This is a genomic window from Bacillus sp. SD075 (assembly GCF_017355165.1).
Taxonomy (GTDB): Bacteria; Bacillota; Bacilli; order Bacillales; family DSM-1321; genus Peribacillus.
This window is the reverse complement of the sequence record NZ_JADILK010000039.1, coordinates 1-14,463: the sequence shown is the minus strand read 5'-3', so window position 1 is coordinate 14,463 and position 14,463 is coordinate 1. Positions and strand designations below refer to the sequence as shown.

At 38.4% G+C, this 14,463-nt stretch carries 16 protein-coding genes and 1 pseudogene; 3 read left to right on the top strand and 14 right to left on the bottom strand.

The features are described from left to right. Positions 1-4: 4 nt before the first annotated feature. The 5 genes and pseudogenes from IOC57_RS19905 to IOC57_RS19885 form a co-directional block, all read right to left on the bottom strand. A complete protein-coding gene (locus IOC57_RS19905) occupies positions 5-958 on the bottom strand; it encodes an ABC transporter permease (protein ID WP_207440324.1) in 954 nt (317 codons plus the stop codon). Further along, entirely contained in the window at positions 958-1,890 is a 933-nt protein-coding gene (locus tag IOC57_RS19900; protein WP_207440323.1) for an ABC transporter ATP-binding protein, read from the bottom strand. Before IOC57_RS19900 ends, IOC57_RS19905 begins: the two co-directional genes overlap by 1 nt. 364 nt (positions 1,891-2,254) lie before the next feature. Next, entirely contained in the window at positions 2,255-2,494 is a 240-nt protein-coding gene (locus IOC57_RS19895; protein ID WP_207440322.1) for a hypothetical protein, read from the bottom strand. Between the two features lie 44 nt (positions 2,495-2,538). Then, positions 2,539-3,016, bottom strand: a pseudogene (locus IOC57_RS19890) (GNAT family N-acetyltransferase). 154 nt (positions 3,017-3,170) lie between these two features. Further along, entirely contained in the window at positions 3,171-3,470 is a 300-nt protein-coding gene (locus IOC57_RS19885) for an HAD hydrolase-like protein (protein ID WP_286185070.1), read from the bottom strand. 292 nt (positions 3,471-3,762) lie between these two features. On the opposite strand from IOC57_RS19885, the gene IOC57_RS26595 reads away from it, so the two are divergent. Next, positions 3,763-4,560, top strand: a complete 798-nt coding sequence (locus tag IOC57_RS26595) for a peptidoglycan-binding protein (RefSeq protein WP_207440320.1) — start codon at positions 3,763-3,765, stop codon at positions 4,558-4,560. Positions 4,561-4,652: 92 nt separating this feature from the next. On the opposite strand, the gene IOC57_RS19875 is transcribed toward IOC57_RS26595, so the two are convergent. Continuing rightward, on the bottom strand, positions 4,653-5,186 hold the full coding sequence (locus IOC57_RS19875; protein ID WP_207440319.1) for a GNAT family N-acetyltransferase: 534 nt from the start codon (positions 5,184-5,186) through the stop codon (positions 4,653-4,655). An 11-nt stretch (positions 5,187-5,197) separates the two neighbouring features. After that, positions 5,198-6,202: a phosphotransferase enzyme family protein gene (locus IOC57_RS19870; RefSeq protein WP_207440318.1), complete on the bottom strand. Its 1,005-nt coding sequence runs from the start codon at positions 6,200-6,202 to the stop codon at positions 5,198-5,200. Positions 6,203-6,737: 535 nt separating this feature from the next. Here IOC57_RS19870 and IOC57_RS19865 point away from each other — a divergent pair. Beyond that, entirely contained in the window at positions 6,738-7,604 is an 867-nt protein-coding gene (locus IOC57_RS19865) for an SDR family oxidoreductase (RefSeq protein ID WP_207440317.1), read from the top strand. 64 nt (positions 7,605-7,668) lie between these two features. Here the strand turns inward: IOC57_RS19865 and IOC57_RS19860 are convergent, their stop codons facing one another. From IOC57_RS19860 to IOC57_RS19830, 7 genes are all read right to left on the bottom strand, one after another. Further along, positions 7,669-8,088, bottom strand: a complete 420-nt coding sequence (locus IOC57_RS19860; protein WP_207440316.1) for a VOC family protein — start codon at positions 8,086-8,088, stop codon at positions 7,669-7,671. A 231-nt stretch (positions 8,089-8,319) separates the two neighbouring features. Then, positions 8,320-9,579 carry an MFS transporter gene (locus IOC57_RS19855; RefSeq protein WP_207440315.1) on the bottom strand — a complete coding sequence of 420 codons (1,260 nt, stop codon included), beginning with the start codon at positions 9,577-9,579 and terminating at the stop codon, positions 8,320-8,322. 656 nt (positions 9,580-10,235) lie between these two features. Then, the gene (locus IOC57_RS19850) at positions 10,236-10,463 is read right to left on the bottom strand and encodes a hypothetical protein (RefSeq protein ID WP_063235843.1); all 228 of its coding nucleotides are present in this window, start codon (positions 10,461-10,463) and stop codon (positions 10,236-10,238) included. A 166-nt stretch (positions 10,464-10,629) separates the two neighbouring features. Then, positions 10,630-11,322, bottom strand: coding sequence for an aspartate/glutamate racemase family protein (locus IOC57_RS19845; protein ID WP_207440314.1), 693 nt, complete (start codon positions 11,320-11,322; stop codon positions 10,630-10,632). Between the two features lie 36 nt (positions 11,323-11,358). After that, positions 11,359-11,781 carry a FosM family fosfomycin resistance protein gene (gene fosM, locus IOC57_RS19840; protein WP_207440313.1) on the bottom strand — a complete coding sequence of 141 codons (423 nt, stop codon included), beginning with the start codon at positions 11,779-11,781 and terminating at the stop codon, positions 11,359-11,361. Between the two features lie 14 nt (positions 11,782-11,795). After that, on the bottom strand, positions 11,796-12,326 hold the full coding sequence (locus tag IOC57_RS19835) for a PepSY-associated TM helix domain-containing protein (RefSeq protein WP_207440312.1): 531 nt from the start codon (positions 12,324-12,326) through the stop codon (positions 11,796-11,798). Positions 12,327-12,396: 70 nt separating this feature from the next. Then, positions 12,397-12,843: a GNAT family N-acetyltransferase gene (locus IOC57_RS19830; RefSeq protein WP_207440311.1), complete on the bottom strand. Its 447-nt coding sequence runs from the start codon at positions 12,841-12,843 to the stop codon at positions 12,397-12,399. A gap of 430 nt (positions 12,844-13,273) precedes the next feature. On the opposite strand from IOC57_RS19830, the gene IOC57_RS19825 reads away from it, so the two are divergent. Continuing rightward, the gene (locus tag IOC57_RS19825) at positions 13,274-14,269 is read left to right on the top strand and encodes a zinc-dependent alcohol dehydrogenase family protein (RefSeq protein WP_207440310.1); all 996 of its coding nucleotides are present in this window, start codon (positions 13,274-13,276) and stop codon (positions 14,267-14,269) included. Positions 14,270-14,463: the final 194 nt, after the last annotated feature.

Below are 14,463 nucleotides of genomic sequence, written 5' to 3'. Positions count from 1 at the left end.
TTATTTAATTAGTGATATCTTTTTTCTGGAAGAAGAAGAAAGTTAGCGCTAAAAAGATAAGATAATAGATGCCGAGTACACCCATTGAAAATCCAAGGGTGGCCCCATCGAACATTTCTATGGTTCCGGAAATATAGCCCCTTAAATCAAGGTGGGGGAATAAGACGAATTTTAACCACTCGTATTTACCGATGAATGATTGAATGACCATATTCAGTGTCGAAGAAGCAAATAGGATGAAAATGGATATACCTACTGCAAGTGCTTGGTTTTTAAATAATGTGCTTAACATGAAAGCGATGGTCGTGATGACCAAGAATCCTGGTATCCAGTAAACGATCATGTCCACGAAATATTCGCCGACTACCACCGGACTGAATTCACCGAAAGATGCGGGATCCATGATTTTGTCTGAATACGAGCCATTGCCAAAGAATATGATTCCGATTAGATAACTGAAAATAAGGAGGCTCGCCAGTAATAACGCTGCAAATAGCAGGGAGGTAATATATTTGGAAAGTAGAATTTTCCAACGTTTATAAGGCCTGATCAACAGCTGTTTAATGGTACCATCCGAAAATTCCGAGGAAACGAGCGAGCTGCAAACAATAACGACGAATAAAGTGACAAATGATGTTAATGATGTAGTCCATTCCGCCATATAGGTCCAATTCGTGTTTAAGTCAGGATTTATATTATCAGCCAACAGTTGCTTGTTGTAATTAATTTCGTCCATGATCGCGGCTTTTTCATCTTCACCGATTTCCTTAGCTTCCATAGCCTTTTGCTGTTCTTGTATATCTGCCTTTAACTCTTGCTTCCAATCTTCACTCGTTTCGGGACTTAGTTTATAATCGATGACTGCAGCCCCTAATGCTGCCAATAAAAGAAAAGCGATGAATATATAAGTTGATACTTTTGAAAAGATTTTCATCCATTCATTTTTCACTAAGGACATCATACAGACTCCCTCATTTCCTGCTCAGTGATTTCAAAGAATTTATCTTCCAGTGATTTTCTAGTAATGCCAATTTCATAGACATCCAGTTGATTTGCATTAAAACGCCTGTTTATCTCGGCCGTTTGTTCACGGGTGGCCGATACGGAGATTGTTTTCGCATCAAATTTGAGAATCGTAATATCCACAAACTGTTCTTGAAGGATTTTTTTAGCTAGTTCCCCATCACTGACAGTGAATGAAACTTCATTGATCGTTTCGGTTTTTTCATCAACCATATGTTCTTTCGTATGTATCAGTTTTCCCTTTTCGATAACGGCAAAACTATCACACATCAATTGCATTTCCGATAGCAAATGTGATGAAATCAATATTCCGACGCCTTCACTTGCCAGTACTTTCAAATAATCACGAAACTCACGAATCCCTTGTGGATCCAAACCATTTGTCGGTTCATCAAAAATCAATAACGACGGTTTATGTAAAATGGCCTGTGCCACGCCAAGGCGCTGACGCATCCCTAATGAATATGTTTTAACCTTCTTATCAATGGCATGATCCAGTTTGACAAGCTTTATGACCTCTTCTATTCTTTCATTGGATATGTCATTGGATGACATTCGGGCATAATGCAGGATATTCTTTCTGCCTGTCATGTACTTATAAAACTCTGGATTTTCAACAATGGCCCCCAATTGATCCATCGCACCTTCGAAATCATGATCGAGGTCACTGCCATTGATCATGACAGTACCGCCCGTACGATTGATAAGACCAGTGATCATACGGATGATAGTGGTCTTACCTGCCCCATTCGGGCCAAGCAAACCAAATATTTCATTACTTTTAATTTCAAAGCTAACATTGTCCACGATGGTTGCTTTTCCAATTTTTTTAGTTAAGGATTGAACCTTAAGAACCGATTCAGACATATAATACCTTCCTTTTTTATATTTTCCAAAATCACACAAATTCAATATTACCTTATTATGCATATTATTAATATACTGATATTTGGATATAAGCACCCCTTGAATCAGCTGCAATCAATAGAGTTGAAATTCACCTTTCTTTTACCCAATGATTGTTTCCCTTCCTATCCTTATTGCGCAATAACATCGAACTTTCGTTAAAGGCTTCCGTTTGCGTCAACTTCCCTCCTCCATGATTGATAACACTGCCATCACTTTTTTCCTAGAAATAGTAACAACTTCTATGTATCGTTTTCTTGTAATACGATTCCAAAAGAATAAAGTTTCAGGATTATTTTATCTAATCAGGAAAATTCAAGGATGATCATAAGTTGAGCAATATATAGGTAAAGCCGATAGAAATGGCCAGACCTAATGCAAAAAGGAGGATTTTTCTAATATTGGAAGGCAATAGCTTATATATCATCATTAAAATTACATCGACGAAATTCGTTGGCATTCCGGATCCGAACTCTTTGATCTCTTTCTTTTTGCCAAAAATGGCGAACCACATTATAAAAAGTCCGCATAAAATAAAAATGATGGAAAAAATCTTATATCCCATTATATGTCACCCGTTTCCTCATAGGTTTAACGATATTGTTATATTCATATCTTAACTGGGGTATCCTGATTCAGTTTCAAAATGAATTCTTCAACCTCTTTGCCCCTTGCATGGGAATAACCTTTGTCCTCATCGAATCTTTCAAACCCGCATTTTTCCAACACTCGGAGGGATGCAAGGTTATCCTTGGCTGCGCGGACATAAAGAGGGCCGACTTTTATTTTCGGCAAAAAGTTGAGCAGTGCTTCTGAAGCGATTCCTTTACCCCAATATTGCTTCCCGATCCAATAACTCGCTGCCCACAACATATCCGTTGCAGAGTATCGTCATTTTTTGAATATCCCGGTTCGATAGGATGTTCTTCCAGTGTGTCAAAAATGCCACCTTGTCTGATGGATCCTTAGATGTGAAAGCAGCCATATAGTTTGCGGAAGGATCCAATTGCTGCTCGAAAAAGATAGGAAGATCACTCTCCTTGACCTCCCGCAGCCAAACTCCTTCATCATTGATAGGCAATCCCATAAACTCGCACACTCCTTCAACGTTTTGGTCCCTCCATTGAATATAACATTTATTAAAAGCCAGTAACGGTAAAAAAAGAAAAACCGAAGACTCTGCTATCTTCGGCTTGGTGTCATTCCTTACTCTCACTATAGTTACATTGAACGTTTATTGCTCAATATGTTTTTATCGCTTCTTCTAAATAACCCTTTACACCTTCACGTTCCTGTGATGTTTTCATTTTGACTTCATGAAGGCTTTTTGCTCTGGATTCAACTTCTTCAATATTAAAACTTTCCCCCAACTGATCTTTGAAATACTGATTAAGTTCAGTATTATCCGTTCCGATACATTTAAAAAGAGGTTCGAGAGGCCATTCAGATTTATAAAAAAACATCGTTTCTTTATAAGCCCCATACCATGCCGTTTCTGTGTCCAAAATTAAACCATCAAAGTCGAAAATAACTGCTTTCATCAAAATGTTTTCCTCCTTTAACCGTGAAATAGAATTTCTATTAACAGAAACGTCATCAATGAATGCCCATGTTCAAACAACGTTTCCGTTCGTTCCATATGAAACTCGATCCTTTTCCAGAATTAGCTAACCACTAAGGATATGGTAACCCGATCTCCGCCTCATTTCTTTTCTTTCTGTTACATGTTTTAACAATTCCTTAGTGCCTTCGCGGTGTTTTTCATTAACTGCGCCTAAAAGAGGGATCGTTTAACGAATCGTTTAACTGCAGGAAACAACGAGGAGGATAAACATGAAGAAAATTTTATTAACGATCCTAACGGCTTCTGTATTCATTCTAGGAGTTTGCATGCCAACAAAAGGCGAGGCCGCTGCTTTGGATCACACACTTTCGTTTGGAATGAGTAATAGTGATGTTAAAGAATTACAAGAATTATTACTGACAAAAGGGGTTTTTCCCTATCATGAAGCAACAGGTTACTTCGGACCGATTACAAAAGAATCCGTTAAGAAGTTTCAGGAAAAATCAGGACTGAAAGTCGATGGAATAGCTGGAACAAAAACGAATCAGAAAATACAGGTACTGAAAAGCGGGGATATGGGAAGACCTGTAGCTGAACTGCAAAGGTTATTGAATGCCTGGGATATGTACACATCAACGATCGATGGCATTTATGGAACAGGTACAAAGCAAGCCGTCATGAATTTTCAAAAGCAAAAGGGATTATCCGCTGACGGAATAGCCGGTGCACATACCTTCAGTAAATTAGAAGAAAGAACCAGTTTAGCAAGCTCAGCCGTTAAAGAACTGACGGTCACTAGTACAGCTTATACAGCGAGCTGCAAGGGATGCTCAGGCACTACAAGAATGGGCGTTGACCTAAAAAAATATGATGATGCCAAACTGATAGCAGTCGATCCGAACGTGATTCCGCTAGGCTCCATCGTTGAAGTCGAAGGCTACGGACAAGCCATCGCTGCAGACACGGGCGGCGCAATCAAAGGAAACAGAATCGATGTATTCATCGCAAAAGAAGCGGATGCTTTAACTTGGGGTAGAAAGCAAGTGAAAGTTAAAGTAATTAAATGATGCATGACATCAATATCGTTTTACTATAAAAATAGATACATAACAAAACCGGAAGAGCATGTATTGAATCCATTCATGCTCTTTCGGTCCGTTCAAACCAATTTGTACATGATGATATCATCAACGTATTCACATTCGTTCATCTTAAATTCCTTAATTTTACGGCCTTCTTCAATAAACCCCATCCTTTTATACAATGATATTGCCCGATGATTTGTTGAAAAAACTCCTAAACTCACCTTTTCAATGAACGGATTGGCTTCTGCCCATTCCAATAATGTTTCAATAAGCTCTTTTCCAATTCCCATGCCTCTGAAATTTTTTCTAATCATGATCCCAAATGAACCCTTGTGAGACATTCTCTTCGTATTTTCCGATTGAAATACTATCCATCCAATCACTTCACCATTCATTTCGGCCACGATGAGCGTTTCTCGTTCATTTTCCAATATCCTTCCTATCCAATCTCTTTGTTGTTCTGGTGATTTATTGAACTCCTCCGATACGGCAATGAAAAACTCGCCTTCGGAAATAACGGCATTCTGTATTTCCAAAACGGCTCCCGCATCTTCCAATTCACCTGTCCGAATCCTATATGCAAGTCGATTATTTTCCATTTCTGACATTCCAATCCCCCTCAATGAACCACATTCGGATCGAAGTGAACAATAGGACGGCCTTCGATTATTCTACGCTCGATCTTTTGAACGGTTTTGTATAATTGACTATCCACATTCTTCAAATCGTACTTTTTATGAAAAAAATTATATAACGTTAAATCCCTTAACATTAAAAATAGAGGAATCCTTTCATATTCAACAGGGTCAAGGATATTTTCCGTCTCATAACCTTTTATGAACTCCCTCATGAAATGGGCAGCATGATCATCGAGCCCGTTTATCCCTTCACGCTCCAAGCTCCACATCAAATAGTACAGAGGTATCGCCAAATCGCTGGCAAACCAGTGATAAGAACAGTCATCAAAGTCAAAAACATGAACCTTCCCCTCGTGAAAGTGGAAATTGCCGTTATGTATATCAGAATGAATCAATCCAAAATTATCTTGATGAACGGGAAGGGCCTTTAAGTTCTTCATGATTAATTCTTGTTGGCTCAACAATTGTTCTGGAACATCGGATGCATAGAGTTGGACATTCAATAATTCTTCTTCATACCAATCCAGCCTTTTATATTTTGTTTCAGGCTTATAACTTTTTGTTTGTTTATGCATCTGTCCGATGGTTCTTCCCCATTCAAAAAATAAAGTTTCGTCAAAATTTTCATCGGTGACTTTCATCCTTACACCAGGAGCTTTTTCAAACAGGCAACAGTAAAATTCCGTACCATCCGAACCCTTTACCATTTCTACTAAGTTATTTTCCTTCGAAGAGAGGACTTTAGGTATTTCACTTCCATAATTCTGTAAATGCTCAATCCACCTTAACTCAGCAAGCACTTGACCTTTTGTACGATGTGATTGATGTGTCATCCTTAAAATATAGGGCGTCCCATCCCTGTATACCTCAAATACGTAGTTTTCTGCCTCTCCAAGTTTAACCGGATTTCCCGCATTCACTTGAAAAAAATGCCCAGCCAATTTCACCAATTCATTAGAAAAAATCCGTTCTACCGATGCTTCCATGATCTTCACTCCCATTAATGATATGGCTAACGTTATTAATAAAAACGATTTATACTATGCTTTATACGATACCAAAATGCCTTTTCCCTTTATTTGTATATCATTCTTTTTAGCCAGGCTCTTAAAAGCTATGGTTGGATTTAAAAACATGGCTGTACATGATTACTATCCCCGACATCTACTCCTGCAATCATCGTTTCCCTCCTCCTCCATATCATCAAATGTTCTATATGCATCAATTTCGCTACCAAGATATTCCCGTAAGTAAGAGGAGTAGTTCCCTATATTTTTTAAAAGGAAAGGCTTCTACCCACTGTTCTTTATTGGTTCATGCTTGTATTGTTTCTACCGAATTCACATTAACACCTCTGAACGTTTTATTGGAATGCCATTCAACTTTGAACATCATAATTCCTTCCATACTGAATTGCTTCGATATGGTTGTAATCGTTCGCAAAAGGAGTCAGATGTTTAACTGTACTTTTTTAAGGCTAAAGTATGACTAGATCAATAGTTTAAGAGGAGGAGATTTTCTTTGAATATATATGAACAGCAAAAAAATGGACAGCCCGGACAAACACAGGAAAGACAGCCTGGCATTGAATCAGAGATGAATCCACTCCCGATTCAGCCAAAGGATTACGTAGGAAGCGGTAAGTTAAAGGACCGCGTTGCCTTGATTACAGGCGGAGATAGCGGCATCGGACGTGCAGTTGCCATTGCTTATGCAAAGGAAGGCGCCCATGTGGTTGTGAATTATTTAGATGAGCACAGTGATGCCGAAGAAACAAAGCAGATGATTGAAGCGGAAGGCGTTCGCTGCCTCCTGCTTCCAAGTGATGTTTCCGTTGAAGCGAATTGTAAGGAATTGATTACGAAGACGCTGGACAAGTTCGGAAAGCTGGACATCCTCGTCAATAATGCAGCAGTGCAATTCCCGACGGAAAACATTGAGGATATCACGGACGAGCAATGGGATAAAACGTTCCGCACCAATATATATTCAGTATTTTACATGAGCAAGCACGCAGTTCCTCATATGAAACAAGGCAATGCGGTCATCAACACAACCTCAATCAACCCGTACAGAGGACATGCAACACTGATGGATTATACGGCGACAAAAGGGGCAATCGTCGGCTTCACACGCAGCCTTGCACAGAATGTGGCTAAAAAAGGGATTCGGGTCAATATGGTGGCACCAGGGCCGATTTGGACGCCACTCATCCCGGCGACATTCGACGAACAATCCGTTGCCGAATTCGGTACCGAGGCACCACTTGGCCGCCCTGGGCAGCCGACAGATCATGCAGGCGCCTATGTGCTGCTAGCTTCTGATGAAGGTGCCTATATAACGGGACAGTGCATTCACATCAATGGCGGGATCACGATGTCTTCATAAATCCAAAACGACCGAAAAGCATGATGCTTTTCGGTCGTTTTCATTTCCATTGCTGATTAAAAATTTAATTTCCTATTCCAGGCGAATTCATTAAAACTACTCTCCAACCATCCGGATCTTCAAAAGTAACACCCGATTTTTCCCAATATGGATTTTCCGGAGAAACCGGTCCATACCCCATACCTTTCAATCTATTTGTAATTTCTTCAATGGTTTTACCTTCAGGAATATAAAAGACTAGCAGATTATCTTTTGATGGGGCAGGACAAGGACTGCCCTCCTTATGTTGAGTGAACTCTAAATGATAGCTGGAATGAGGAAGCCCTATCATGATGCCGTCATATCCCTCATGCCCTTCAAAAGAACCGATTTTTTTCAAACCTACCCCTTCACAATAGAAGTTTACAACCTTTTTTAGTTGATCAGTAGGACGTGCAAACCGAATTTGCGCTACTTTCATTTCATTTGGCCATTTACTTCCCATTGTCCCATCCCTCTCTGAAAGTCGTTCATACTTAAATCGAATCAACAAGCATACTTCAACTTAAAATACCATCATTTGGATAAACATTCCACTTTTCTTCATTCAACTATCCCCACCATTTATTGCATTAGAAAAAAGGAGCTGCAGCTGCAACTCCTTTTTGCACTTTTACCTTATTTATTTAATGGGATTTGATAACATATATTTTTTCATTATACGCTTTAAAATTAGTTACGCCGAATGATTGCCTGAATCGCTATCGATCTGCCCCTTAGATTTATTTTCAAATGGATCATACATTTTTTCTTTGATAAATAATGCAGGAATAATTCCGGCTAAAGCATAGGCTATACCAAGGATGGCCAGGCCAAATCCGATAGAATGGGATTCCGCGATAATTCCAATGGTAACAGGTGCTATCGCTGCACCAAATCGCCCGATGTTATAGGATACTCCTACAGCTGTACCACGAATATGTGTGGGGAAACTTTCACTCATATACGTACCATTAACCCCATATGGTGCACCATAGAGAAATCCAAATATGGTAAGTAAAATAATAATATTGGCTGGTGTTTGGTATACGATAAGTATTGGTAAGTAAATTGCAGTGGATAAACCACCAATTACATACACTGTACGACGACCAATTATATCTGCTAACCAACCTGCAAGAACCTTTCCGAGAATCAATGCTGTATAGGTTCCTACAAGGTACCCTGTCATCTTTTTAAAATCGAAACCTAATTCATCTACAATATACGTCGGCAACCATGTTCCTACACCATAAAAACCAAATTGCAAAAAGGTGGATGTAATAATCCAGAAGAGGAAAATTGTTCTTAATTTTGGATCTTTGAAAATCGTAAATAATTCATTTTTCTTTGCTTTTTTAGGTTGTATTTTTGCATCTACCCAGCTTTTAGGTTCTGGTATATTGCGCCTGATATAAATCGCCAGAATTACAGGGAAAATGGATAAAAAATAAAGAGGCCGCCATCCGTAATCCGGCAAGATTGCACCTGCCAATAAGGCTGCCACTAGGTATCCTACTGAATAAGCTGCTTGTAATGACCCCAAGATAGTCGTTCGTCTTTTTGTTGGTACATATTCTGCCATAAGCATCGTGACTATAGAGTATTCCGCTCCTATCCCTATAGCACCTATAAAACGAATGACTAAAAATTGCTCATATGTTTGCACAAAGCCAAGCAAAGCTGTACCAACAGAAAAAATAACCATCATATAGGTTGCCATTCTTACCCTACCGTATCGGTCAGATAACCAGCCACCTACAACTCCGCCAGTTGCCATACCTATTAAGGACCATGTACTGATGATTCCTGCAGTAGCTTTAGTAATTTGGAATTCATCCATTAAACTAGGAAGAGTTAATGCTAGAAACTGTATGTCCATTCCATCCACCATGAGGCCCAGAAAACAAGCGATGAACACAATAACCCATGTTTGGTTCGTTTGAGTTTTCCCCATTATAGAACATCCCCTTTCAATACTTATTATTAATGAAAGTCATAGCCACTAAAGTGAGATTGCTTAGTAAAACTTATGCAAAACCATGGACACAGCAATTTATTTGGTCTAAATAAAAGCCATAAGCCATAACTACTTTCTTGAATTCAAGATAAATCACCTTTCCTCCTTTTACCCTTTAATTGGTTTAAAGTAGATAAGTCCCACTAATGCGTTGTCTTTTGATCTAGACGTTAACGCCATATACCTCCTTTAACTAAGATTAAATCCTGATAAATACCTCCTAATTGCGCAACTCACTAAGTTTTCAACCAAACCCTTATTAAGCGCTTACATAATCGCAAAAAAATGGCTACCTTAAACATCACTATCACTAAATGATAGTAATTGTTTAAGATAGCCATCTGGTCCATCAGTTGTTATTAAAAAAGGTTATTTTTTAATAGCTAATGAATAGGCATTAGGTATTTAGTTAAGTTGTTAATCTCATTTTACATTATTTTCTGACAATTTCAATATTTTATTCATTCACAAAACTAACCTTCTTTGTTTTGCCATCTTTATTCCTACCTCATTATCTTTTTTATCTCCAATTTACACAAGGCTAAACTTTTCTTCCATTAAGGAGATGATCAAAAAAAATCTAGTACAAATGACTAGATTCTCTTTTTAATATCCTCCCTTATCGATTCAATGATAGTACCTGATAAATTTGCTGGAAGAGATGAACCATCCTCCAAAACCCATGTATTAATTATTTCAAGATCTGCTTTTTTTAAAGTAATGCTATACTCCTTATAATTGTGAGTAAAATCAGCTGTAACCGATTCTTCACCATCAAACTCGTCATCAATAATCATATTTTTTATTTCATATGGCTTCACGTTGTAATCTCCTTTTTATCATTCTTGTATATAGAATTGACCTTATATGATCGTTTATTCATTTTTTTCAATCAGCCTACCCACTATTAAATGATCCTGCCCTCCATCTCCACAAAAAAAGGCTGCCGCAGCAACCCCTTTTATTGAAGCACCATGTCCAGTCCATTCATTTTTCTAATGCCATATTAACCGTTTCAATGGCATGGATTACAGCCGTATCAAATAATGGCACTTCTGAATCCTCTGGTTTTACTAATAATCCAATTTCTGTGCACCCTAATATTATTCCTTCAGCTCCACCGTCAACTAACCCCTTGATAACCTTTTTGTAATAATCCCTTGATGATGGTTGAATTTCCCCTAAACATAATTCTTCATACATTACTTTATTGATGACTTTTCTATCCTCATCATTTGGTATTAAAACCTTGATACCCTTGGACTCCATTCGTTTTTTATAAAAGTCTTGCTCCATCGTATATTTAGTGCCAAGTAAACCAACCGTACTGATTTTGGACTTTTGAATTTGGTTAGCTGTTGAATCAGCAATGTGTAAAATCGGCAAACTGACTTTTTCTTCAATATATCCAATCACTTTATGCATCGTATTCGTACAAATTACAATCATTTCGGCACCTGCCTTTTCCAAAGACAGAGCTACATCGCCTAATAACTTTCCAGAGCTTTCCCAATCTCCGTTAGCTTGATAGCGTTCGATTTCTTGAAAATCGACACTATATAAAATGCACTTGGCTGAATGCAAACCTCCCAATTTTGCTTTTACTTCTTCGTTAATGAGTCGATAATATTCTAACGATGACTCCCAGCTCATTCCGCCAATAAGGCCGATGGTTTTCATGAATATTCCCCTTTTCATTTGAAAGTAGCTTACTCATTAGTCGAAAAACTCCATATGTGTTTTTTCTTGTTTGTAGTAATCTATTCTATTTTGTAAAGAACCTGTATGGAACTCAAACTTATGACCATCTGGATCAGTGAAATAAATGGACTTCTTATCTTTTGCATCTCTTGGACGGCCTGACAGGATGTTTACATTCAGTTCCATTAGTTTTCCGTACATGTTCATAAAGTCAGCTTCTTCTATGGAAAATGCTATATGTGTGTATGATTGGCTTATTTCATTACGGGGGATATCCCTTTCTGCATTCAGGGCAATCCACATTCCATTCAAATCAAAATAAGCTGTGGTTCTGCCTTTAACTAATAATTTCGCATCAAAAACATTTTGATAAAATTCTATGGAACTCTCTAAGTTCGAAACTGAAAATAATAAATGATTCAAACCTTTTATAGACACATAACCACCTCCTATTAAGATTGCTTTTTTTTCGCCATCAGACGCTTATAGAGAGGATACCCGAACATATAATACCCTGAAAATGACAGCAGGATTAAGGATAAACCGGTCATTGTGAGGATAGTGTATCTATACCAATCTCCAAAGAACGATCCATCATGCAAAGTAATGAGGAAAGTCGAATAATCCGGTTTTGTGGATAACACTTTTCCTGTGCTCACATCTATTTGAACACCTTGACCGTTATTAAAGCGCACTTGATACACATTTGCACTTGGTCTATATTCAATTCTGAATATATCTTCAACCGATTCCACACCTGGAAGATCCTGAGACGTAGCAATGGACACGACCTTCTCCATAGGTATCGCTTGATCTGGACCCACTTCTTTCCCCGTCCTTAACTCATCAGCCACTCCAAGTGGTATCATATAAACTAGCACGAGGCCTGTGACTGCGATGAACATAAAAAAAACGGATAAAATTAGTCCAGTCCACTTATGTACTTTTCGGCTTAACTGATACATTTTTATAGATTTTGACATTGTTCATCCCATCCTCTGACTGCTTTTCAAAACAATTTTTTTCGCCTTTTCCCTTTCCTTAGGACTAAGATTAAGGGAATAATTTTTTCTTCATAACCACCCTATCTTCATTTACAACATAATCATTTTTCCGATAAAATGCTTCTGCAAGCCCGTCGTTAGCCGTTAATAAATATAGACTTTTAATCTCTCTTTTCTGTAGTTCATCTTCTAAAGAATGAAGCATTTTTGAGCCATGCCCTTTACCTTGCATTTCATTATTCACACACAGTTCTGCCAAATAATAAGTTACCCCTTGATAAGACACTTTACTATTTCCAGCAATGAAACCAACTGGATTGTGATCAATATGAAATAAAAACCCAAGAAATTTAGGCGTATGCAATAAGTCTGAAAGTCTCTCTTTAGCTGTTTCATATGTCCATCTTTCATTCCATGGTTCACTATTAAAAACGTTCATATAGAGTTCGGTACATTGCTCCACATTCTCCAATGTCAGTGGTATCATTTCTGTCATATTCATGCTTCCTTTCCATTTTCATCAAAACTTTGTGCATTCATCCAAATTATATATTATCTTCATTGAACTGACCTGTCCCTATAGGACCAGAAAAGAAGAACTGCCTAAGAAGAAGAAAATCACCTAAAATAACTACAACCATGGAGGGGGATCCAATAAGCAGATTAGATAATTATGAGATCCTGAATCAACTGAAATACATTGTTACAACTTTTATCCTATTCAACAAAAATGTGCGTACTTTTCATTTTATATTATTTAAAGTATGATAGATTTTGCAAGAGAATACTAAATATTCCCTCTTTTCATACTATTCATCATTAAAGATGTTACTAATAAAATCGGATGGTAATGTCCCCGGTGTATTCATCCTTAACATGAATAGGTGAAGAGGCATCTTCACATAAAATAAATAGGAGTGACCAAAGTGAAATCACAAATTATTCAATCTTTTGGTGAACCATCCGTATTTCAATTTAAAGAGATTTCAAAACCTGAACTCAAACCTGGACATGTACTTATTCAAGTCAAGGCTACAAGTGTAAATCCTATTGATACGAAAGTCCGTGCTGGTGCAGTTCCAGCCGTTGCCCCTGAGTTCCCGGCAGTATTACATGGGGATGTTGCAGGTTTGGTATCTTTAGTGGGTGAAGGTGTAACTGAGTTTAAAGTTGGCGATGAAGTGTTTGGATGCGCGGGTGGTTTTAAAGGAACTGGCGGTGCACTTGCAGAGTATATGCTAGCAGATGCTGATTTACTGGCTCACAAACCGAAAAATTTAACGATGGAAGAAGCCGCGGCTTTACCTTTAGTTGCCATTACCGCATGGGAAGCATTATTTAATCGGGCAAATCTTGTCCCTGGACAGGATATACTGATCCATGCAGCCACCGGCGGTGTTGGCCACATTGCCATTCAACTGGCCAAATGGGGAGGCGCAACAGTCTATGCAACCGCCTCTTCGCAGGAGAAGCTGGAAATAGGCACGCGCCTTGGTGCAGATGTGCCTATTAATTACCGAGAAGAAAGCGTTCACGACTATGTACAAAAATATACGGATGGAAAAGGATTTGACGTTGTGTTTGACACGGTAGGGGGAGAAAACCTTGATCGCTCTTTTGAGGCGGCCGCGGTACATGGAACGGTAGCAGCCATTGCTGCCCGTTCGACTCATGACCTCTCACCAGTGCATTCAAAAGGACTTTCTCTACATGTAACCTTTATGTTGTTGAAGATATTAAACAAGGACATGCATAAGCATTATGGGGAAATTTTAAAGAAGGTCGCTAGGTTGGTTGAGGAAGAGAAGCTGCGTCCGCTTTTGGATCCGAATATTTTTACGTTTGATGAAGTCTCAAAAGCCCATGAATACATGGAGTCAGGCAAGGCGATAGGAAAAATTGTTTTGAAAAATAGTTGGTAATATTATTGCACATTTGAAAGGCCTATTTAAAAGCAGACGGTACAGCGGGAATCCTCTATGATTCTCCCTGTACCGTCTGCTTTTATTATTAATTAACGTAAAAACCAATGGGGCATAGTCTATTTTTGACTCAACAAATCATCATCCATTATATCCTAATTTGCATGAAGAAAAAGCTGCCATAAAGGCAGCTC